This window comes from Streptomyces sp. NPDC126510 (assembly GCF_040302345.1).
Taxonomy (GTDB): domain Bacteria; phylum Actinomycetota; class Actinomycetes; order Streptomycetales; family Streptomycetaceae; genus Streptomyces.
The window spans coordinates 85,623-107,276 of sequence record NZ_JBEORR010000028.1; the positions used below are offsets into that span (position 1 = coordinate 85,623).

19 protein-coding genes are annotated in these 21,654 nt (G+C 71.8%); 9 read left to right on the plus strand and 10 right to left on the minus strand.

What is annotated here, in order from left to right; all coding sequences use genetic code 11:
• Nucleotides 1–110 precede the first annotated feature (110 nt).
• Together npdG and ABTX60_RS32290 are read left to right on the plus strand one after the other, a co-directional pair.
• Nucleotides 111–830 carry an NADPH-dependent F420 reductase gene (npdG, locus tag ABTX60_RS32285; protein WP_352100548.1) on the plus strand — a complete coding sequence of 240 codons (720 nt, stop codon included), beginning with the start codon at nucleotides 111–113 and terminating at the stop codon, nucleotides 828–830.
• A gap of 72 nt (nucleotides 831–902) precedes the next feature.
• Nucleotides 903–1,082 (plus strand): hypothetical protein, encoded by a 180-nt coding sequence (locus tag ABTX60_RS32290; RefSeq protein ID WP_352100549.1) that lies wholly within the window; start codon nucleotides 903–905, stop codon nucleotides 1,080–1,082.
• Nucleotides 1,083–1,091: 9 nt separating this feature from the next.
• On the opposite strand, the gene ABTX60_RS32295 is transcribed toward ABTX60_RS32290, so the two are convergent.
• Complete coding sequence (locus ABTX60_RS32295; protein ID WP_352100550.1) at nucleotides 1,092–1,892, minus strand: site-2 protease family protein; 801 nt, start codon at nucleotides 1,890–1,892, stop codon at nucleotides 1,092–1,094.
• A 104-nt stretch (nucleotides 1,893–1,996) separates the two neighbouring features.
• On the opposite strand from ABTX60_RS32295, the gene ABTX60_RS32300 reads away from it, so the two are divergent.
• Nucleotides 1,997–2,710, plus strand: a complete 714-nt coding sequence (locus tag ABTX60_RS32300; protein ID WP_352100551.1) for a DUF6578 domain-containing protein — start codon at nucleotides 1,997–1,999, stop codon at nucleotides 2,708–2,710.
• A 358-nt stretch (nucleotides 2,711–3,068) separates the two neighbouring features.
• Nucleotides 3,069–6,347 carry an ATP-binding protein gene (locus ABTX60_RS32305; protein ID WP_352100552.1) on the plus strand — a complete coding sequence of 1,093 codons (3,279 nt, stop codon included), beginning with the start codon at nucleotides 3,069–3,071 and terminating at the stop codon, nucleotides 6,345–6,347.
• A 20-nt stretch (nucleotides 6,348–6,367) separates the two neighbouring features.
• Here ABTX60_RS32305 and ABTX60_RS32310 read toward each other — a convergent pair whose 3' ends face one another.
• From ABTX60_RS32310 to panB, 3 genes are all read right to left on the minus strand, one after another.
• The gene (locus ABTX60_RS32310) at nucleotides 6,368–7,183 is read right to left on the minus strand and encodes an ABC transporter permease (protein ID WP_352100553.1); all 816 of its coding nucleotides are present in this window, start codon (nucleotides 7,181–7,183) and stop codon (nucleotides 6,368–6,370) included.
• On the minus strand, nucleotides 7,180–8,199 hold the full coding sequence (locus tag ABTX60_RS32315) for an ATP-binding cassette domain-containing protein (protein ID WP_352100554.1): 1,020 nt from the start codon (nucleotides 8,197–8,199) through the stop codon (nucleotides 7,180–7,182). The genes ABTX60_RS32310 and ABTX60_RS32315 overlap by 4 nt, the downstream gene beginning before the upstream one ends.
• A gap of 216 nt (nucleotides 8,200–8,415) precedes the next feature.
• On the minus strand, nucleotides 8,416–9,291 hold the full coding sequence (gene panB, locus ABTX60_RS32320; protein ID WP_352100555.1) for a 3-methyl-2-oxobutanoate hydroxymethyltransferase: 876 nt from the start codon (nucleotides 9,289–9,291) through the stop codon (nucleotides 8,416–8,418).
• Between the two features lie 204 nt (nucleotides 9,292–9,495).
• Here panB and ABTX60_RS32325 point away from each other — a divergent pair, with 204 nt between their 5' ends.
• From ABTX60_RS32325 to ABTX60_RS32340, 4 genes are all read left to right on the plus strand, one after another.
• Complete coding sequence (locus tag ABTX60_RS32325) at nucleotides 9,496–11,097, plus strand: MFS transporter (RefSeq protein WP_352100556.1); 1,602 nt, start codon at nucleotides 9,496–9,498, stop codon at nucleotides 11,095–11,097.
• Nucleotides 11,098–11,159: 62 nt separating this feature from the next.
• Complete coding sequence (locus ABTX60_RS32330) at nucleotides 11,160–11,810, plus strand: TetR/AcrR family transcriptional regulator (protein WP_352100557.1); 651 nt, start codon at nucleotides 11,160–11,162, stop codon at nucleotides 11,808–11,810.
• A gap of 178 nt (nucleotides 11,811–11,988) precedes the next feature.
• The gene (locus ABTX60_RS32335) at nucleotides 11,989–13,041 is read left to right on the plus strand and encodes an endonuclease/exonuclease/phosphatase family protein (protein ID WP_352100558.1); all 1,053 of its coding nucleotides are present in this window, start codon (nucleotides 11,989–11,991) and stop codon (nucleotides 13,039–13,041) included.
• A 136-nt stretch (nucleotides 13,042–13,177) separates the two neighbouring features.
• Nucleotides 13,178–14,395, plus strand: a complete 1,218-nt coding sequence (locus ABTX60_RS32340; protein WP_352100559.1) for an MFS transporter — start codon at nucleotides 13,178–13,180, stop codon at nucleotides 14,393–14,395.
• A gap of 101 nt (nucleotides 14,396–14,496) precedes the next feature.
• Here ABTX60_RS32340 and ABTX60_RS32345 read toward each other — a convergent pair whose 3' ends face one another.
• The 6 genes from ABTX60_RS32345 to ABTX60_RS32370 all read right to left on the minus strand — a co-directional run bounded on the left by ABTX60_RS32345 (nucleotide 14,497) and on the right by ABTX60_RS32370 (nucleotide 20,943).
• Entirely contained in the window at nucleotides 14,497–15,072 is a 576-nt protein-coding gene (locus ABTX60_RS32345) for an O-methyltransferase (protein ID WP_352100560.1), read from the minus strand.
• A gap of 99 nt (nucleotides 15,073–15,171) precedes the next feature.
• Nucleotides 15,172–15,567, minus strand: coding sequence for a VOC family protein (locus tag ABTX60_RS32350; protein ID WP_352100561.1), 396 nt, complete (start codon nucleotides 15,565–15,567; stop codon nucleotides 15,172–15,174).
• Nucleotides 15,568–15,698: 131 nt separating this feature from the next.
• Complete coding sequence (locus ABTX60_RS32355; protein WP_352100562.1) at nucleotides 15,699–17,453, minus strand: NAD+ synthase; 1,755 nt, start codon at nucleotides 17,451–17,453, stop codon at nucleotides 15,699–15,701.
• Between the two features lie 97 nt (nucleotides 17,454–17,550).
• Nucleotides 17,551–19,491 carry a S53 family peptidase gene (locus tag ABTX60_RS32360; RefSeq protein WP_352100563.1) on the minus strand — a complete coding sequence of 647 codons (1,941 nt, stop codon included), beginning with the start codon at nucleotides 19,489–19,491 and terminating at the stop codon, nucleotides 17,551–17,553.
• 166 nt (nucleotides 19,492–19,657) lie between these two features.
• Entirely contained in the window at nucleotides 19,658–20,278 is a 621-nt protein-coding gene (locus ABTX60_RS32365; protein WP_352100564.1) for a DUF305 domain-containing protein, read from the minus strand.
• On the minus strand, nucleotides 20,275–20,943 hold the full coding sequence (locus ABTX60_RS32370) for a thioredoxin-like domain-containing protein (protein WP_352100565.1): 669 nt from the start codon (nucleotides 20,941–20,943) through the stop codon (nucleotides 20,275–20,277). The genes ABTX60_RS32365 and ABTX60_RS32370 overlap by 4 nt, the downstream gene beginning before the upstream one ends.
• Before the next feature lie 217 nt (nucleotides 20,944–21,160).
• Between ABTX60_RS32370 and ABTX60_RS32375 the strand changes: the two genes are divergently transcribed.
• Nucleotides 21,161–21,610, plus strand: coding sequence for an RrF2 family transcriptional regulator (locus ABTX60_RS32375; protein ID WP_352100566.1), 450 nt, complete (start codon nucleotides 21,161–21,163; stop codon nucleotides 21,608–21,610).
• The last annotated feature ends 44 nt before the right edge of the window (nucleotides 21,611–21,654 follow it).

Here is a 21,654-nt window from a genome sequence, read left to right on the forward strand (position 1 = left end):
GGGTAGGCCGACCGGTCACCTGTACCACCGTCGAACGACCGGACCAGGTCGCCGATGACCGAGTCGACCTGAGCCGCCCGGCACGACGGCGCGGTCGTAGAGTCGGGGCCATGACCTCTACCGACAGTGCTGCCACCGACAACGCCCAGAAGGCGCCCGCCAAGGACCCCTGGGACCTGCCCGACGTCTCCGGACTCGTGGTGGGGGTGCTCGGCGGGACCGGACCGCAGGGCAAGGGCCTGGCCTACCGGCTCGCCAAGGCCGGCCAGAAGGTGATCATCGGCTCACGGGCGGCCGACCGTGCCCGGGCCGCCGCCGACGAACTCGGCCACGGCGTGGAGGGCGCCGACAACGCCGAGACCGCGCGCCGCAGCGACATCGTGATCGTCGCCGTGCCGTGGGACGGCCACGGCAAGACCCTCGAGTCCCTGCGTGAGGAACTGGCGGGCAAGCTCGTCGTCGACTGCGTCAACCCGCTCGGCTTCGACAAGAAGGGCGCCTACGCCCTCAAGCCGGAGGAGGGCAGCGCCGCCGAGCAGGCCGCCGCCCTGCTGCCGGACTCCCGGGTCACGGCCGCCTTCCACCACCTGTCGGCCGTGCTGCTCCAGGACCCGGAGATCGACGAGATCGACACCGATGTGATGGTGCTCGGCGAGGTGCGGGCGGACGTGGAGATCGTCCAGGCCCTCGCCGGCCGCATCGCCGGGATGCGCGGTGTCTTCGCCGGGCGGCTGCGCAACGCCCACCAGGTGGAGTCGCTGGTGGCCAACCTGATCTCCGTCAACCGCCGCTACAAGGCGCACGCGGGGCTCCGCGTCACCGACGTGTGAGCCGGTGATGAGCATGGGGGACACTGGACGGCATCAGCAGTGCCGCAGTGTCCCCCGACAGGAGTCGACCCCATGCCCCGCCTCGCCCTCTATGCCCTGATCGTCTGCGTCCTCTCCGTGACCGCGGCCGTCGTCTCCTTCGTGGAGGGCAGCTGGCTGGGAATCGTCTGGGTGCTGCTCGCCGGGCTGTCGTCGAACATGGCCTGGTACTACCTGAAGCGCGCCAGGGCGCAGAAGTCGGTCACGCACTGACCGCCTTCGTCACGGGGCCGCCTGGCAGAATTCGTTGGATCCCTGCCAGAAGCGGTACAGCTCCTGGCCGCAGTACGTCTCGAAGTCACTGATGCCGAGGGACTTCAGGATCGTGTCGATCACGTCGAAGAAGACGCCGTTCACCGCGGGCAGCCACAGCAGCGCGAACACGAACAGCAGGCCGAACGGCGCGAACGGCTCCACCTGGCGGCGGATGTTGTACGACAGCCAGGGCTCGATCACGCCGTAGCCGTCCAGTCCTGGCACCGGCAGGAAGTTCAGCAGCGCGGCCGTCACCTGGAGCAGCGCGAGGAAGGCCAGCGCGAACCGGAAGTCGTTCGGCACGCCGTCCAGCGCGTCCAGCCAGAACGGGGCGGTGCAGACGACCGCGAACAGCACGTTCGTCAGCGGGCCCGCCGCCGAGATGAGGCTGTGCTTCCAGCGCCCCTGGATCCGTCCCCGCTCGATGAACACGGCACCGCCGGGCAACCCGATCCCGCCCATGATCACGAAGATCACCGGCAGCACGATGCTGAGCAGCGCGTGCGTGTACTTCAGCGGATTCAGGGTCAGATAGCCCTTCGAGCCGACCGAGATGTCGCCGCTGTGCAGGGCGGTGCGCGCGTGCGCGTACTCGTGCAGGCACAGGGAGACGATCCACGCCGCCGTCACGAACAGGAACACGGCGACGCCGGGCTGCTCGGCGAACCCGGTCCAGGTCGCCCATCCCGTGACCGCCGTCACGGCGAGGATCCCGACGAACACGGGACTGATCCGCCGCTCGCTGTGGCGGGTGGTGGCGGTGGTCATGGGGCTCCCTGCACTCATCGATACGGGATGGGACGGCCCGACGGTACCGGGCGCAGATGAAAAACGTCTCGCGCGGGGCGGTCGGTTCCGGGGAGGGTGGGGGAATGGGGCTGTGGCACGTGTACTACGAGGACTGGCAGATGGAGTGCTGCGGCACGCCCTTCTCGGTGGGCGACGAGGTGAGCTGGCCGCTGCTGCTGGTGGACCCGGACACCGTGCTGGGCGGCGGCTGGCACGATCAGCTCACCGAGGTGGCCGGGCGCGTGGAGCACGTGAGCGGGGTGCGGATGGTGCGGGAGGAGCCGGGCCTGCCGGTGGCCCTGGGGGCGGATCCCGACGCCGACGAGGACCTGCGCCCGGAACCGGGAAGCCGGACCCGGGCGGCCGGGCTGCTGTCCGTCGAGCGGCACGGCGCGAAGTGGCCCGAGGCCGGAGGGCTGGTGCGGGCCGTGCAGGTGCTGACCCAGACCTGGGCCGAGACCGCGCCCGGATCGCGCTCCTACGAGCCGGTGGCGGGCAAGCGCGGGCTGCGGCGGGTGGACCGGTGCCCGAAGTGGTTCAAGGAGACCGAGGCGGAGCGGGCCGCCGACGGGCGGGGACGCCGCTCGCGCGAATCGGGGCTGGTGGTGACCCTGGAGGTGCCGGGCACGGATTCCCGTCTCTCCCACGCTGTCCGAGAGGCCCGGGGCATTCCCCGGCACGCGGAACCGGGTGCGGAGACCCGCGACATCCCGGCGCCCGACCTGACGGCTCTGCTGGAGAGCCTGAGCAGGCCGGGGAGACGAAGCCGCCCGGGCACCGCGCGCCATGAGGCCTGAGGCTCCCCGGGCGGATCTGTCGCCCTGGCCGGTGGTGGTGCCTGGTGCTGCCGGGAGTGGCGCTTCCGTACCCGCTCGCATGCGTCCTGTGGGGCCTGAGGCTCCGCGGCCGGGCCCGTCGCCCCGGCCGGTGGTGGTGCCCGGTACTGCCGGGCGTGGCGCTTCCGTACCGGCTTGCGGGCATCCGGTGGGGCCTGAGGCTCCCCGGCCGGGCCCGCTGCCCCGGCCGGTGGTGCCCGGTGCCGCCGGGCGTGACGCCCCCGCCCCGGCCCTCGAACGCCCCGCCCCGGCCGCCGAACGCCCCGCCGTGCCGTCGATCGCCGTGACCCGCCCCCGTACCACCGGAGACAATGAGCCCGTGCATATCCGCATCCTCGGCACCACGCAGGCGCTCCGCGACGACGGTACGGCCCTTCCGGTCGGCGGGGCGCGGTTGCGCGCGCTGCTGACCGTGCTCGCACTGCGGGCCGGCCGGACCGTGCCCGCCGGGCTGCTCGTCGACGAGGTGTGGGGCGGGCAGCCGCCCGCCGACGCGCCGGGGGCGCTGCAGGCGCTGGTCGGACGGCTGCGCAGGACGCTCGGCGCGGGCGCGATCGCCTCCGTCGAGGGCGGATACCGGCTCAACGCCGCGCCCGACGACGTCGACCTGCACCGGTTCGAGCGGCTGGCCGGCGAGGGACTGCGGGCGCTGTCCGACGGCGACCCCGCCAAGGCGGCCGTGGTCCTCGACGACGCCCTCGCCCTGTGGCGCGGCCCGGCCCTCGCCGACCTGCCCGACCGCACCGCCGAGGCGGCCCGCCGGGACACCCGCCGCCTGGACGCGCTGCGCGCCCGCCACACCGCCGCCCTCGCCCTCGGCCAGGCCGAGCAGTCGCTGCCGGAGCTGACCGCCCTGTGCGACGGCCGTCCCCTGGACGAGCCCCTCCAGGCCCTGCGGCTGCGCGCCCTGCGGGACGCCGGCCGTGCGGCGGAGGCGCTGGACGCCTACGAGGACGTACGGCGCCTCCTCGCCGACCGTCTCGGCGCCGACCCGGGACCGGAACTGCGTTCCCTGCACGCGGAGTTGCTCCGTCTCGGTGACGGCCCCGCCGCTCCGCCCGCAGCCGAGGGGCCGGGCAGGCCCGCCGGGAATCTCCGGGCCCGTCTCACCTCCTTCATCGGCCGGGAAGTCGACATCGAGACCATCCGCGGGGATCTCGCGGCGGCCCGGCTGGTCACCCTGCTCGGACCGGGTGGCGCCGGGAAGACCCGCCTGTCCCAGGAGGCCGCCGAGACCGTACGCGAGGCCTTGCCCGGCGGCGTGTGGCTGGCCGAACTCGCCCCGGTCGACGACCCCGACGCCGTCCCCGAGGCCGTGCTCACCGCCCTCGGCGCCCGCGAGACCGTGCTGTACGGCGCGAGCGCCGAGGGCATCCGCGCCGCCGTCGGCGACCGGCTCGACGACCCCGTCGAGCGGCTCGCCGAGCACTGCTCCAGGCCCCGCATGCTGCTGATCCTCGACAACTGCGAGCATGTCGCCGACGCCGCCGCCCGCCTCACCGAGGAGCTGCTGGCCCGCTGCCCCGACCTCACCGTCCTGGCCACCAGCCGTGAACCGCTCGGTGTGCCGGGGGAGTTGCTGCGCCCGGTGGAGCCGCTGCCCGAGCCGGTCGCGCTGCGGCTGCTCGCCGACCGAGGCGCGGCGGCCCGGCCCGGCTTCCGGATCGAGGACGACCCCGGGGCGTGCGCCGAGATCTGTCGGCGCCTCGACGGCCTGCCCCTGGCCATCGAACTCGCCGCCGCCCGCCTGCGGATGCTCACCCCCCGCCAGATCGCCGACCGGCTGGACGACCGCTTCCGTCTCCTCACCTCCGGCAGCCGCACCGTCCTGCCCCGCCAGCAGACCCTCCGAGCCGTCGTCGACTGGTCCTGGGACCTGCTCGACGAGGACGAACGGGACGTCCTGCGGCGGCTGTCGGTGTTCGCCGGCGGCTGCGACCTGCCCGCCGCCGAGGCCGTGTGCGGACCGGCCGCCCTGGAGGCGCTCGGCTCCCTCGTCGACCGCTCCCTCGTCGTGGCCGCACCGCCCGGCGACCTCGCCGACGGGGAGATGCGCTACCGGCTCCTGGAGACCGTCGCCGAGTACGCCGCCGAACGACTGGACGAGTCGGGGCAGCGCGCCGACGCCGAGCGCGCCCACCTGACGTACTTCCGCGAACTCGCCCGCACCACCGACCCGTTGCTGCGCGGCCCCGGCCAGCTCGCCGCCATCCACCGGCTGGAGCGGGAGTACGAGAACCTGCGCATCGCCCTGCGCCACGCCGTGGTCCTGCGGGACGAGCAGGAGGCGCTGTGCCTGGCGCTGTCCCTCGTCTGGTACTGGCAGATGCGCGACCTGCGCATCGAGGCCCGCAACTGGTGCCGTGAGGTCATGGCGCTCGGGCCCGACCCCTTCACCGAGCCCGTACGCCCCGCCACCGCGGTGTGGGAGCGCTGCACCGACGCCCCGCCCCCGATGACCGGCGAGGTCCTGTGGGAGGCCCGGCGCGGCATGCACCTCGCCCACCTCGCCTGCATGGACACCGAGCTGGACGCCTGGCAGAACCCGGAGTCCCAGCGGAAGCTGCGCGCCATCGCCGGGACCTATGAACCCGGTCTGCCGCAGAACTGCCGACTCCCCGGCCTGCTCTGGTTCTTCGCCGTGATGCTGACCGGCGACATGGACCGGCTCCGCGTCATCATCGACGCGTCCATCCGCACCTGCCGGCAGACCCCGGGCTTCGACTGGGAGCTCGCCTCCGGCCTGCAGATGCGGGCCAACTTCTCCGCCAACCGCACCGACTGGGATGGCGACGCCGCCCACGACGCCGACGAGTCGCTGGAGATCTACCGGCGCCTCGGTGACGCCTGGGGCACCGCCGAGGCCCTCTCCGCCCGCGCCGAGGCCCACGAACGCAAGGGCCACTACGCCCTGGCCGCCGCCGACTACGAGGCCGCCATCGCCCACGCCGAACACCTCGGCGCCCGCGCCCAGGCGGCGGTGCTCAGCGCCCGGCTGGGCAGCGCCCTGCTGGAGGCGGGCGAGGGCGAGCGCGGTGAGCGGCTGCTGCGCGAGGTGATCGCCCAGCGCGAGGACACGCACAGCGAGGCCATGCCCGCCGCCCGTCTGTTCCTCGCGGGCTGGCTCGGTATGACGGGCCGCACCGCGGAGGCACGCGAGCAGCTCACGCGGCTGCGCCGGGATTTCCGGATCGCCCACTTCATCGTCTTCGACGCGTTCATCCTCGGCGCGGAGGCCTGGCTGGACGCCGCCGAGGAACGCTACGACGAGTGCCTTGACCGGGTCCGCCAGGCACTGGAGCGTGCCGCAGACCCGCTGTCGGCGGCCATCGCACCCTATATGCGCGCCGTGTACCTGACCGTCGGGGCCGGAGCCCTGGCCGCCTACGAGGGCGGGCGCCACGCCGCGGACGCGGCCCGCTGCCTCGGCGCCGCAGACGCCCTGCTGCCACCCGGCCACGTCGCCCCGCGGCAGGAGCGCGAGGTCCGCGAGCGTGCGGAACGAAGGGCGCGTGCGGTCCTCGGCGACCCGGCGTACGAGACCGCGTACGCGCAGGGCGGCGGCCTCTCCCCCGAGGAGGCCGCCGCCCTGCTGTGACGCGCACCCGGCGCGTCCGGTCAGCTCTTGGTGCGGAACTTGTGGATGGCGACGGGCGCCATCACGGCCGTGATCGCCACCGACCAGCCGAGTGTCACCCACAGGTCGTGGGCGACCGGCCCGCCCACCATCAGTCCGCGCGCGGCGTCCGCGAGCGTGGACAGCGGGTTGTAGTCGGTGAAGGCCTGCAGCCAGCCCGGCATCGACGTCGTCGGCGCGAAGATCGACGAGCCGAACTGCAGCGGGAACAGCACCAGGAAGCCCATCGCCTGGACGGACTGCGCGTTCTTCAGCATCACGCCCAGGGTGAGGAACACCCACATGATCGACGAGGCGAACGCGGTGGACAGGGCCACGGCCGCGAACAGCCCGGCCCAGTTGCTGATCTCGAACCCGACCGCCACGGAGACGATCATCAGCACGGCGGTCGCGAACAGCATCCGCAGCAGCTCCACGGAGATCTTCGCGAAGAGGACCGAGCCGCGCCCGATGGGCAGGGACCGGAAGCGGTCCATGACACCGGAGTTGAAGTCCTGGCTGAAGCCGGTGCCGACGCCCTGGGACAGCGTCATGCTCATCATCGCGATCATGCCGGGGATCACGTACTGCACGTACCGGTCCTGTCCGCCGCCCAGCGCCTGCCCGATCGAGCCGCCGAACACGAACACGAACAGCAGGGTGAAGATGACCGGCATCAGCAGTGCGTCGGCCATCGACTCCGGGTCCTTGCGGATCCACAGCAGGTTGCGGCGGATCAGGGCCCCGGTGTGGCGCAGATGGCCGCGCAGCGGGATACGGGCGTCCGCGGCGGCGTCGCTGACGGTGACGGCGCTCATACGGCGGCCTCCTGAAGGTCTTCGGCGGGCATGGCGTCCTGCGGGGCACTGGCACGGTGGCCGGTGAGGGAGAGGAACACCTCGTCCAGGCTGGGCAGTTCGGTGGTGATGGAGGAGAGCGTGATGCCGCGCGCGGTGACCGCGCCGACCACGGCCGTCAGTTGTTCGTCGCTGAGGATCGGCACGAGGACGTCACCCCGGTCGGTGTCGACGGTCGTGGTGGCCAGTCCGGTGATCCCCAGCTCGTCCAGCGCGCGGGCGAGGGGCCGCAGCTGGGTGGGATCGGCCGGGCGGATCCGCAGCGCCCGGCCGCCGACCTTCGCCTTCAGCGCCTCGATCGCGCCCCCCGCGATGACCTGGCCGCGGTCGACGACCGTCAGCTCGGTGGCGAGCTGTTCGGCCTCCTCCATGTACTGGGTGGTGAGCAGCACGGTGACACCGTCGCCGACCATGCGCTTGACCTCGTCCCACACCTCGTTGCGGGTGCGCGGGTCGAGCCCGGTGGTCGGCTCGTCGAGGAAGAGCACGGCCGGCCGGCCGATCATCGACGCGGCCAGGTCCAGCCGGCGCCGCATGCCCCCGGAGTACGTCGCCGCCGGCCGCTTGGCCGCCTCGGTCAGCGAGAAGCGCTCCAGCAGCCCGTCGGCACGGGCCCGGGCCTCCTTGCGGGGCAGATCGAGCAGCCGCCCGATCATGTACAGGTTCTCCCAGCCCGAGAGCTTCTCGTCCACGGACGCGTACTGGCCCGTGAGCCCTATCACGCGCCGTAGCTGCCGTGGCTGCCGTACGACGTCGTACCCGGCGACCGTGGCCTGTCCGGAGTCGGGCGCCAGCAGGGTGGACAGGATCCGCACGAGGGTCGTCTTGCCGGCCCCGTTCGGTCCGAGCACCCCCATCACGGTGCCCTCCCGCACCTCCAGGTCGACCCCGTCCAGAGCCTTGGTCTCCCCGTAGTGCTTCACCAGCCCCCGCACGGTGACAGCGGCGCCGCTGGTCTGTGTGTCGATTCGCGTCATGAGACAGACGTTCTCAGGGCTCACCGACAAATCACCGACAGGCCGCCGACAGCTTGCCGATGCCCTGTCGGCCGACTTTCTCCGTCCGACCGTTTCGGGTGGTGGGTGGGCACAGGCGGGGTCCGGGGCGGAGCCCCGGGGACGGTCACCACGGACGCGGGACGGCCCGCCGACGGGGGACGATCGGCGGGCCGTCCGTGGTGCGGCAGTGGCTCTCTAGTGAACCGAGTTCTCCTCCTGCGGGAACGTCCCACCGACGACCTCGTCGGCGAACGCCTTCACCGCGTCGCCCATGACCTCACGCAGGTTGGCGTACTGCTTCACGAACTTCGGGACCCGCCCGCCGGTCAGACCCAGCATGTCGGTCCACACCAGCACCTGCGCGTCGGTCTCGGGGCCCGCCCCGATGCCGACGGTCGGGATGTGCAGCACCCGCGTCACCTCGGCGGCAAGCTCCGCGGGAACCAGCTCCAGCACCACGGCGAACGCACCCGCGTCCTGCACGGCCTTCGCGTCCCGCAGCAGCTGCTGGGCCGCCTCCTCGCCCCGCCCCTGCACGCGGTAGCCCATCGCGTTGACCGACTGCGGGGTCAGGCCGATGTGGGCCATGACCGGGATGCCGGACTCGACGAGCAGCCGGATCTGCTCGTGCGACCGCTCGCCCCCCTCCAGCTTCACGGCCTGCACGCCCGCCTCCTTCACCAGCCGGGTCGCCGAGCGCAGCGCCTGCACCGGACCCTCCTGGTAGGAGCCGAAGGGCAGGTCGCCGACGATCAGCGCACGGGAGGTGCCCCGTACGACCGCCGCCGACAGCATCGTCATCTCGTCGAGGGTGACGGGCACGGTCGTCTCGTACCCGAGGTGGCAGTTGCCCGCCGAGTCGCCGACGAGCATCACCGGGACCCCGGCCTCGTCGAACACGGACGCGGTCATCGCGTCGTACGCGGTGAGCATCGGCCACTTCTCGCCGCGCTCCTTGGCGGCGGCGATGTCGCGCACGGTGATACGACGGGTGCCCTTGCCCCCGTACAGCGCCCTGCCGCCGTCGGAGGGCTTCTTCTGAGCAGTCTGGGCAGCCGGAAGCTGCGTCATTGCACGGCTCCTAACACGTCATCTCGAGGCGCCCTGACGGCGTCCCCGGACCACGTCCATGGTGGCACCTCGTGCCATCGAGGGCTAGGGGAGCCCCTGTGAGTTCCGCCCCCGGAGCCCGGACGGGGGAAGCCGCGTAAGATCCTGGTAAGAAGATTCCGATACGAGACGGTCTCGTATCGAAATGGTTCTAGGCTCGCCTCCATGACTACACCTGCCGATCCGGCCGCCCCCACCGGCCCGCGCGTACCGGAAGCGGTGCACCGGCGCCGCTGGGCGATCCTCGGCGTGCTGATGCTGAGCCTGCTGATCGTCGTGCTGGACAACTCGATCCTGAACGTCGCCATCAAGACGATCTCCACCCCGGCCCCGACCGGCCTGGGCGCCACGCAGAGCGAGCTGGAGTGGGCGATCAACGCCTACACCCTCGTCTTCGCGGGCCTGCTGTTCACCGCCGGGCTGCTCGGCGACCGGCTGGGCCGCAAGAAGGTGCTCCTCGGCGGCCTCGCCGTGTTCGGCCTCGGCTCCGCGTTCGCCGCCTTCTCCGGCTCGCCGGGCGAGCTGATCACCTTCCGTGCGGTCATGGGCCTGGGCGCGGCGTTCGTCATGCCCGCCACCCTCGCCGTCCTCATGAACGTCTTCGAGCGCGAGGAGCAGCCGAAGGCCATCGGCATCTGGGCGGGCGGCGTCGGACTCGCCATCGCCATCGGCCCGATCACCGGCGGCGTGCTGCTCGACCACTTCTGGTGGGGCTCGGTCTTCCTCATCAACGTGCCGATCGTGCTGCTCGCGCTCGTGCTGATGCTCTGGCTGGTGCCCGACTCCCGCGACCCGAACCCGGGCCGGGTCGATCCCGTCGGCGTGGTGCTGTCCGTCGTCGGCCTGGTCCTGCTCGTCTACGGCATCATCAAGGGCGGCCAGCTCGCCGACTTCACCGACGCCACCGTGCTGTCCACCATCGGCGCCGGTCTCGCCGTGCTCGTCGCGTTCGTCGTGTTCGAGAAGCGCAGCGACCATCCGTCGATAGACGTCACGTACTTCAGGAACAAGGTCTTCTCGGCCGCCATCGCCGCCATCGCGCTGGTCTTCTTCGCCCTGATGGGCGTGACCTTCTTCGCCGTCTTCTACACCCAGAGCGTGCGCGGCTACTCGCCCCTGCAGACCGGTCTGCTCATGCTGCCGCTGGCCGCCGCCCAGATGATCTTCGCGCCGCGCGCCCGGCTGGTGGTCGACCGCATCGGCAACAAGGCCACGACCACGGCCGGCCTGCTCGTCATCGCCGCCACGCTGGCCGCCTTCGCCGCCCTGGACGCCGGCACTCCCATCTGGATCCTGGAAGTGATCTTCTTCCTGATGGGCACCGGCATGGCGCACATCATGACGCCGGTCAGCGTCGTCATCATGCAGGCCCTGCCCCGCGAGAAGGCCGGCTCCGCCTCCGCGCTGAGCAACACCTTCCGGCAGCTCGGCGGCGCCCTCGGCATCGCCGTCCTCGGCTCGGTGCTGTCCACGGCGTACCGCACGGGCATCGAGGACAAGCTCGGCGCCCTCCCCCCGGCGCTGCGGCACACCGCGGGGGAGTCCATCGAGGCCACGCTCGGCATCGCGGACAAGCTCGGCCCGCGGGGCGAGTCCCTGGTCACCCCGGCCCACGACGCGTTCCTGCACGCGATGCACATCACCGCCCTGTGGGGCGCGGGCGTCGCCGTGCTCGGCGCGGTCGTCGTGGCGCTGTTCCTGCCGGGCAAGCCGCCGGCGGCCCAGGGGACCCAGGACGAGCAGGAGTTGTCGCACACCAGGTCGTAGGCGCGGGGGAGAATTCACCTCCCGCACGGAACGGCCGCCGGGTCAGGAAAGGAAGCAGCGACGTGAGCCTCGCCGAACGGCATCCTCCGCACGACGGTCCCGCGAGGGGACGTCCCAGAAGCGAGGCCGTCGAACGCGCCATCATCGAGGGCGTGATGAAGCTCCTGGAGGAGGGTGTGCCCCTCGCGGAGCTGTCCATCGAGCGCATCGCCCGCACCGCGGGCGTCGGCAAGGCCACCATCTACCGCCGCTGGAGCGGCAAGGAGGAACTCTTCGTCGACGTCGTGCGCGCCGCCGAGCTCCCGGACCCGCCGCTCCCCGGCACGTCCATGCGCGACGACCTCGTGGTCCTGCTGGAGCAGGTGCGCCGGCGCGGCCTGGCCAACCGCTCCTCGGCGATCATGCACAGCGTCCAGGCCCAGATGAAGAGCAGCCCGAAACTGTGGGCCGCCTACCACGCCACCGTCGTCGCCCCGCGCCGCCGGCTCGGCCTGGAGGTCCTCGGCCGGGGACAGAAGAACGGCGAACTGCGCACGGACCTCGACCTGGAGCTGCTGAACGACCTGTTCGTCGGGCCGATGCTGTTGCGCGCCGTGCTGCACACCGACGCCGACCTCCCCGACGACCTCGCCGAGCAGGTCGTCGACACGCTGCTCGAGGGGCTGCGGCCCGGCGGCTCACCCTCTGTCAGTTCCGCCTCCCAGGGCCCCTAGTGTGCGCGTTTCGTCACAGAGGGCGCTTTCGGCGGGTCTGATCGGAACTCGTCGCGGGAAGTCGGACGTCATCGCCCCCGTACGGCCGTCGAGGGACGGCGGGAACGGAACGGATCATCCCCTAGGGTCGTAAGGACACGGGGGCGATGGTGTGCACGGCAGGCAGTGAGGCGACGGTATGGCGCAGCAGGCGTACATGACGGAGACGGACAACGGCGGCTCGGGGCCCGAGCACCGGGAAACCCGGCTTCGGCGCCTGTTCGACCGGCTGGCGGGCTCCTGGCGGGGCGACCCGCGGATCTGGCGGCGCGGACTGTTCGTCGCCGCGGCCGCGGTGCTGCTGGCCCTGGTCATGGTGCTGCACTCGCGCATCCCGAACATGATCGGCAACCTGGGCAGCCTCACCGAGACGTTCCTGCCCTGGCTGGGTCTCCTCGTCCCGGTGCTGCTCGTCCTCGCTCTGGTGCGCAGGTCCGCGACCGCGCTGATCGCGGTGCTGCTGCCGTCCGTGGTCTGGCTGAACCTCTTCGGCGGCCAGCTCAGCGACAAGACCGCCACCGGCGGCGACCTCACGGTGGTCACGCACAACGTCAACGCCGAGAACCCGGACCCGGCCGGCACCGCCCGTGACGTGGCCGCCTCCGGCGCGGACGTGCTGGCCCTGGAGGAGCTGACGCCGGCCGCGGTCCCCACGTACGAGAAGGCGCTGGCGCCGACGTACCGCTACCACTCGGTGCAGGGCACGGTCGGCGTGTGGAGCAAGTACCCGCTGACCGGCGTCCGGGACGTCGACCTCGACATGGGCTGGACCCGTGCGATGCGTGCCACCGTGACCGCCCCGGCCGGACAGGTCGCCGTCTACGTCGCCCATCTGCCGTCGGTGCGCGTGAAGATGGAGGCCGGCTTCACGGCCCGGCAGCGCGACCGGAGCGCCGACTACCTCGGCGAGGCCATCGCCCACGAACCGCTGAAGAACGTGGTCCTGCTCGGCGACCTGAACGGCACGATGAACGACCGCGCGCTCAACGCCGTCACCTCGCAGATGCGTTCCACGCAGGGTGCGGCCGGCAACGGCTTCGGCTTCAGCTGGCCCGCGTCGTTCCCCATGGCGCGCATCGACCAGATCATGGTCCGCGGTCTGAAGCCGGAGAGCTCGTGGACCCTTCCGCGGACGGGCAGCGACCATCTCCCGGTCGCGGCGCGTGTGAGTGTCACCACAAGCGGTTCGTGAAAGCCGCTGGTCAGAGCAGTGCCGTCAGAAATCCGCAGCTGAGGCGTCAACGCGCGGAATAGTGCGCCTGAGAGACTTTGTTCCGTACTTGAACATACGCGTACGGATCTCCAAGCAAGTCTCGAAAGGCTCACTCATGCCCCTGGCCCTGCTCGCCCTTGCCGTGGGCGCCTTCGGCATCGGTACGACCGAGTTCGTGATGATGGGGCTGCTGCCCGATGTCGCGGACGACCTGAACATCTCGATACCCAGCGCCGGCCATCTGGTGTCGGCGTACGCGCTGGGCGTCGTCATCGGCGCCCCGCTGCTGGCCGCGGTCACCGCCAAGATGTCCCGGCGCACGGTGCTGACCGGCCTGATGGGACTGTTCGTGGTGGGCAACGCCCTGTCCGCCCTCGCTCCCGACAACGGCTGGCTGCTGGCCGCCCGCTTCCTGAGCGGCCTGCCGCACGGCGCCTTCTTCGGCGTGGGCGCCGTCGTCGCGACGAACATGGTCGCCCCGGAACGCAAGGCGCGCTCGGTCTCGCTGATGTTCCTCGGCCTGACGATCGCGAACGTCGCGGGCGTGCCGGTCGCGACCTTGATGGGTCAGCACCTCGGCTGGAGGGCGACCTTCCTCGGCGTCAGCGCCATCGGCCTGGCGGCCATCGCCGCGCTCGCCCTCCTCATCCCGCAGGACCACGAGCACGTCAGCGCCCAGGGCCTGCGCGGCGAACTCGCCGCCCTGAGCTCCCTGCCGGTCTGGCTGTCGCTCGGCACGACCGTCGCGGGCTTCGGTGCCCTCTTCTCGGCCTACAGCTACATCACGCCGATGCTCACGGACGCCGCCGGCTACGCCGACGCCAGCGTCACCCTGCTGCTGGCGCTGTTCGGCGTCGGCGCGACCGCCGGCAACCTGCTGGGCGGCCGCCTGGCCGACCACTCCCTGCGCGGCACGCTGTTCGGCTGCCTCGCCTCGCTGGTGGTGGTCCTGTCGCTGTTCCCGCTGCTGATGCGCACGGAGGTCACGGCCGCCGTCGCCGTGATCCTGCTCGGCCTGACGGCCTTCGCCACCGGCTCCCCGCTCCAGCTCATGGTCATGGAGAAGGCATCCTCGGCCCCGTCCCTGGCCTCCTCGGCCAACCAGGCCGCCTTCAACCTGGCCAACGCCGGCGGCGCCTGGATCGGCGGCCTCACCCTGGCCGCGGGCTTCGGCGTCACCTCCCCGGCCCTGGCCGGTGTGGCCCTGGCCGTTCTCGGACTGGCCGTGGCGTCGCTGGCCTACGCGGTGGACCGCCGCCGGGCCCCGGCAACCGGGCGCGAGCGGATCGTGGCGAGCCACGTCCCGCAGGAGGCGGAACCGGTGCATCACTGACGGATTCCGGCACACGGCAGCTGTGGAGCGGCTCCCCACGGCCTGCCGTTCTTCGTCAGGCGGCGGCCTTGGGACCAGACCCACGGGCTGCCGCTTTCGGTCTACCGGGGCGCCTGCCGCCGCGCCGCGACGACCGCCGAACTGGTGGGAGTGGTGAGGACCTCGGCCGCGTCCAGGTCCGGATGGGTGAGGTAGAACAGGCGCAGCTCGTCCACCTCGCCCTCGAACCGGGGCGGCCACTCGGCCGAGGGAGTGAAGTCGTCCAGGACGAGCATCCCCCCAGGGGCGAGCAGCTCGACGACCCCGCGGGGGTCGTCCCGCTTGCCGCCGCCGTCGCAGAAGAACACGTCGAACGGGGCGTGTCGTTCGAGCAGTCGCCAGTCACCGGTCAGCACGCTGACGCGGCTGTCGTCGGCGAACACCCCGGCCGCGCGACGGGCGAGATCCTCGTCCCGTTCCACGGTGACGAGCAGCGCACCCTCCCCGAGGCCGCTGTGCAGCCAGGCCGTCCCCACACCCGACCCGGTGCCGCTCTCGGCGACGACCCCGCCGGGCTTGGCAGCGGCGGCCGTCCTCAGAAGTCTGCCGACCTCCCGGATGTAGCTCTTGGTGAACCCCGCCTCGACGGCGATGCGTTCGGCGGCCAGAACCCGCGCCGGAACAATCCGCTCACTCATGACCCACCCCCACTTCACGGTGGGCCCGACGTTATCTGACCGCCTGTCAGAACGTCGGTGCGTTGATCGAGTTCGGCGAAACCGCCCGGCACCGCCGCCCTACTCCCGCGGCTGGGTCGCGATCTGGATCAGGTTGCCGCAGGTGTCGTCGAGGACGGCCGTGGTGACGGGGCCCATGTCCACGGGCTCCTGGGTGAAGCGGACGCCCAGGCGGCTCAGGCGCTCGTACTCCGCGCGGACGTCGTCCACGGCGAACTGGGCGACGGGGATGCCGTCGGCGGCGAGCGCGTCGCGGTAGGGCTTGACGGCCGGGTGGCCGGCGGGCTCCAGGAGCAGCTCCGTGCCGCCGGGGTTCTCGGGGGAGACGACGGTCAGCCACCGGTCCGTCTCGCCGACCGGGACGTCGTACTTCTTCACGAAGCCGAGGATGTCGGTGTAGAAGCGGAGGGCCTTGGCCTGGTCGTCGACGAAGACGCTGGTCAGATGGATCCTCATGGCGGGCTCCCGTGGTCGGGTCGTGGAACGCGGGTCTCGGCGGGCCCGGCGGTCTCCCGCACCGTGAGGCGCGGGAGACCGCCAGGCCCGGGAGGGGCGGGCCGGTGGCCGTCCCTCCCGACCCTGGCCCGTCAGAGCGACTCCCGCCACCCGTTCGTGATCGGCAGCCGGCGGTCCTTGCCGAAGCCCTTCGGGGAGATCTTCGTGCCCGGCGGGTACTGGCGCCGCTTGTACTCGGCCGTGTCGACCATGCGCAGCGTCTTCGCGACCAGCTCCGCGTCGAAGCCGGCCGCCACGATCTCGTCCGCGCCCCGGTCCCGGTCGACGTACAGCTCCAAAAGCGCGTCCAGCACCGGGTAGTCGGGCAGCGAGTCCGTGTCGACCTGGCCCGGGCGCAGTTCCGCGCTCGGGGGTTTGGTGATGGAGTTCTCCGGGATCGGCGGGGTCTGGCCGCGCTCCCGGGCGGCCCGGTTGCGCCACTCGGCCAGCCGGAAGACCGACGTCTTGTACACGTCCTTGATCGGGCCGTACGCCCCGACGGAGTCGCCGTAGAGCGTCGAATAGCCGACCGCCAGCTCCGACTTGTTGCCCGGGGCCAGGACGATGTGGCCCTCCTGGTTGGAGATCGCCATGAGCAGCGTGCCGCGCAGGCGCGACTGGAGGTTCTCCTCCGCCAGGCCCGTCAAACCCAGCGCGCCCATGTACGCGTCGAACATCGGCTCGATGGCCACGGTCCGGTAGTTCAGGCCCGTTCGGCGGGCCAGTTCGGCCGCGTCGTCCTTGGAATGGTCCGAGGAGTACTTCGACGGCATCGACACGCCGTACACGTTCTGCGCGCCCACCGCGTCGCACGCGATCGCCGCGACCAGCGCCGAGTCGATGCCGCCGGACAGGCCGATCAGGACCGAGGAGAAGCCGTTCTTCGCGACGTACGCCCGCAGGCCCACGACCAGCGCCGAGTAGACCTCCTCGTCGTCGTCCAGGCGGTCCGCGTAACCGCCCGTGAGCTCGGGCTCGTACGCGGGCAGCGGCTCCTCGGAGAGCACCACGCGGTCGATGCGCAGACCGTCGTCGACCACGCCCGTGGGCGCGTCCGGCGACGCCGCCGGCAGGTCCAGGTCCAGGACCACGCAGCCCTCGGAGAACTGCGGGGCACGCGCCACGACCTCGCCGTCCCGGTCGACCACGATCGAGTCGCCGTCGAACACCAGCTCGTCCTGGCCGCCGATCATGGCCAGGTACGCCGTGGTGCAGCCGGCCTCCTGGGCCCGCTTGCGGACCAGCTCCAGGCGCGTGTCGTCCTTGTTGCGCTCGTACGGGGAGGCGTTGATGGACACCAGCAGGCCCGCCTGCGCCGAACGGGCGGCGGGGACGCGGCCGCCGTCCTGCCAGAGGTCCTCACAGATGGCCAGGGCGACGTCCACGCCGTGCACCCGCAGCACCGGCATGCTGTCGCCGGGCACGAAGTAGCGGAACTCGTCGAAGACGCCGTAGTTCGGCAGGTGGTGCTTGGCGAAGTTCAGGACCACCTCGCCGCGGTGGAGCACCGCCCCGGCGTTCTGCGGCGCGCCGGCCGGCTGGCCGTACTTCGGCTGGGCGGTCGCGCTGCGGTCGAGGTAGCCGACGATCACCGGCAGCTCTCCGAAGCCCTCCTCGGCCAGGCGCGCGGCGAGAGCGCGCAGCGCCGCGCGGGAGGCCTCGACGAAGGACGACCTGAGCGCCAGGTCCTCGACGGGATACCCGGTCAGCACCATCTCCGGGAACGCGACCAGATGCGCTCCCTGTTCGGCGGAGTGCCGGGTCCAGCGGACGATCGACTCGGTGTTACCGGCGAGGTCGCCCACGCCGGCGTCGATCTGGTTCAGGGCGAGACGTAGTTGAGGCACGCCGTCCAGTGTAATCGTCAGAGCGACACAATGGGGTGGTGTGGGTCACCCCACAAACCCCATGTCCCCTTGCGGAGGTCAGCGGAAGCCGGCGAAGTCAGCGGCGCCGGTACGACTCGACATAGCCGTTCGCGGGTGAGCCCACGCCGGTGACGTCGTCGTAGCCCTTCACGGCCGCGAGCGAGCTGTCCTTGCCGAGGCTGCGCACGGACGTGGACAGGCCGCCGGTGGCGTCGTAGCCGTTCACGAAGTCGACCCGGGCCACGGCGAGGCCGGAGCCCGTCGGGTTGTCGGTGACGTCGTGGTAGACCTTCGAGCCGTACTTCGCGTAGATCACCGGGTTGGCGAAGCCGATCGCCTTGCCGCGGGCCTCCTGGGCGAGGGCCTGGACGGCCGCGATGGTCGGCGCGGCGAGCGAGGTGCCGCCGATGCGGTACTCGCTGTAGGCCTGCGTCTTCCCGTCGGGGAGCGTCTGCGTCTGTCCCACCAGGAAGCCGGTGTTCGGGTCGGCGATCGCCGCGATGTCCGGGACGACCCGGTTGCCGGCCGCGCTGTTGGCCTTCGCCAGCGCGTCCGGCACGACGCCCTGCTGGTAGGCGGGCTCGGCGACGGTTTTGCTGGTGCCGCCGCCCGCGCCCGAGGTGAACGCGCCGGGGAAGTCGGTCCAGCTCTTGCCGTCGTCCGACAGGGCCGCCTTGTCGGTGCCCCAGCCGGTCTCCCAGAGGTACGTGTCGTCCTTGCCGACGGCCAGCGAGGTGCCGCCGACGGCGGTGACCCACGCCGAGTTGGCCGGGGAGTCGACCTGCTTCGTCCCGGAACTCGCGACCTCGTCGCCGTCGTCGCCGGAGGAGAAGTAGAAGCCGATGCCCTCGACCGCGCCCAGCTGGAAGACCTGGTCGTAGGCGGCCGCGAGGTCGGGGGTCTGCGCGGCCTCGACCTCGCCCCAGGAGTTGGAGACGATGTCGGCCAGGTGCTTGTCGACGACCTTGCCGAGCGCGTCGAGCAGGTCGTCGTCGTTGCAGGAGGCGGCGCCGACGTACGTGACGTCCGCGGCGGGCGCGACCGCGTGCACGGCCTCGACGTCCAGGGTCTCCTCGCCGTACCAGCCGGAGGCCGAGCAGTCCTTGGTGTCCGTGTACTTCTTGGGCAGGGCCTGGTGCAGCTGGCCCGTCTTCCACGCCGCGTCGCCGTTGCGCTTGGCGTAGGTGCCGGCGTCGTAGGCGATCGTCGGGGAGGCGTACGCGTCCGTGATGGCGACCCGGACACCCTTGCCGGTGCGCGTGCCCGCGCCGTAGGCGGCCCGCAGCTGCTTGCCCGTGTAGCCCTTGACGGCGTAGGGGATCTTCTTGCCGTAGGCGTCCGGGAGCGTACTCGCGGTGGTGGAGCCGTAGTACGAGGAGAACGGCCCGGCGTTGCGGAACACGGTGTCCGGCGGCGGCAGCTGATCGTCGTGCGTGGCCATGTGCGGCGCGTTGTCCAGCCCGGTCACGGTCAGGACGGCGCCGGCCAGGCCCTGCGGCACGGAGGCGGTGCTCGCCGGGGCGCGGTAGGTCCTGGAGCCCTTGGCGAAGTTGTGCAGCTGGGTGCCGAACGCCTTCTCGGCGGCGGCCACGTCACCGCTGACGGAGACGTAGTGCCGCGTGACGCCGGTGACCTTCAGGCCGGCGGCCGTCAGCCAGGACTTCACGGCCGCCACCTGGGCCGGGGTCGCACCGAAGCGTGCCTGTGCCTGCTCGGCCGTCAGGTATTTGCCGTACGAGGCCGAACGCGGGTCGGAGACGGCCTTGGCGTAGGCGGCGAGGCCGGCGGCGTCCCTGCCGGTGAGGTAGACCCGGGCCGAGACGCGGGTGGCGTCGGAGGTGGCGCCCTTGTCCGCCCTGGCGGTGGCCCACGCGGGCCGGGTCCCGGCCAGCAGGTCGCGGAGCGGGTGGTCGGCGGCCTGGGCCGTGGGTATGCCGAGCGCCAGCGCACCGGCGAGCATCGGCAGTGTCGCTGCCAGACTCACCCCGGCGCGCACCGTGGCGCGGTTGGATCTCATGGAACCCCCTGCGGTTCGTCGTGAGTGGATCACTCGACGCTCGCCACTCTCGCGATGAACCGTTCATGCCAGGGAATGGCGCAGCCCAAGAACCGCTCTACGGAGGCCAAGAAGAGCCCAAGAGGCCGCCGGGGAGGGCGATGTGAGGCTTACGCCCCCCGTGTCCCTACGGCCGCGGCGCCGCGCCCCGCTCCTTGAGCATGTCGGCCATCAGCGCGATCTCCGACTGCTGCGCGTCCACCATGCCCTGGGCGAGCCGCTTCTCCACGCCGACCGCGCACCGCTCCACACACCCCTCGGCCATGTGGACGCCGCCCTTGTGATGGTCCGTCATGAGCTGGAGGTAGAAGACCTCCGCCTGCTTCCCGCTGAGCTCGCCGAGCTTCTTCATCTCGGAGTTGGTCGCCATGCCCGGCATCAGCGCGCCGTCCTTGCCGGAGGCCATGCCGCCCATGTCCATCCAGGTCATCGGCGGTTCGGAGGACACCTTGGGCAGACCCCACAGATCCAGCCAGCCGAGCATCATGCCGCGCTGGTTGGCCTGCGTCTGCGCGATGTCGTACGCGAGACGCCGGACCTCCTCGTCCTTGGTGCGGTCGCGCACGATGTACGACATCTCCACGGCCTGCTGGTGGTGCACCGCCATGTCCCGCGCGAACCCGGCGTCCGCGGACTCGGCGGACGGCGTCCTGCCGCCGCCGTCGTCCCCGGCGACGGCGTAGGTGATCGCACCGGCGGCGACGAGCGCCGCCGTCGCGGCCCCGGCGATCAGGCCGGCATGCCTCACTTGGACAGCCCGTTGGTGCAGGCGGCGCCCGGCTCGGGGGTCTGCTCGCCCTGGACGAACTTCTCGAAGAACGCGTCCACGTTCGGGTCCTTCGCACCCGTCACCGTGCGCTGGTGACCCCACGCCGAGAGCATGATCGGGTCCTTCTGGTCGTCCATCGGGCTCATCAGCGTGTACGGCGTCTTCTTCACCTTCGCCGCGAGCGCGTCGACGTCGGCCTTCTTCGCGTCGGCGTTGTACGTCACCCACACCGCGCCGTGCTCCAGGGAGTGCACGGCGTTGGTGTTCTTCAGCGGCTCGGTGTAGACGTCGCCGTTGCAGTTCATCCAGACCGGGTTGTGATCGCCGCCGACCGGCGGTTCGGAGGCGTACTTCACGGGCTTGGTGACGTGGTTGCGGGACAGCTTGCCCTCCCACGTCCGCACGCCGTCCTTGCCCGTCACGAACTTGCCCTTGCCCGAGGAGTCGCTCGTCGCCGCGGTGTCACTGCCCTTGTCGTCCTGGGAGCGCACCAGCACGACGCCGCCGACCACGAGCCCGGCCACGACCACCACACTGGCCGCGATGGTGAGGACCCGGTTGCGGCGCTCCCGGGCCTGCTCGGCGCGCCGCATCTCCTCTATTCGCGCCTTGCGGTCCGTGCTGCTCTTGTTGGCGGAGCCCATGAGGTGTCCTTCGTGGGAAAAGTGACGGTCGGGTGGAGTGATCGTAGTGCGGGAGGCGGGGCGCCCCGTAGGGCAGCCGCGGGAATGGGCCGAATCGATACGGCACCGACAGCCCTCCGACAGCTTCGCCGGTCCGTGTCCCGGTGTCCCGCCCCATGGCCTGCTCGCCGATTCCCGATAATTTGAACCACAGATTCCCATTACCTAGGCTGCCAGCATGCGGCTGCTGCGCTCCACCGACCTCGCCCTGCGGGTGCTGATGCGGCTCGCCGTCGCGGGCGGGTCGAGTCCGACCACCCGGGGCGTCGCGGACGGCATGGACGTGCCGTACACCCACCTGGCGAAGGTCGTCGCCGAGCTCCAGCACATGGGCCTGCTTCAGGCCCGCCGTGGCCGGGGCGGCGGCCTCACCCTCACCGAGCAGGGCCGCACGGCCTCGGTGGGCGTTGTGGTCCGGGCCTTCGAGGGCGGCGGTGACGTGGTCGACTGCGAGGGCCCGACGCCTTGCCCCCTCAACTCCGCCTGCCGCCTGCGAGGCGCCCTGCGCCGGGCCCAGGAGGCGTTCTTCACCTCACTGGACCCGGTGACGGTGGAGGACATCGTGGCGGAGCCGACCGGGGCGCTGCTGCTGGGGATCTCGCGGGGCGCCGATCCCGGTGCCCTCTAGGCCCGGTCCGTCGGCCGCGGAGGCGCCGGTCCCGGTGCCCTCTA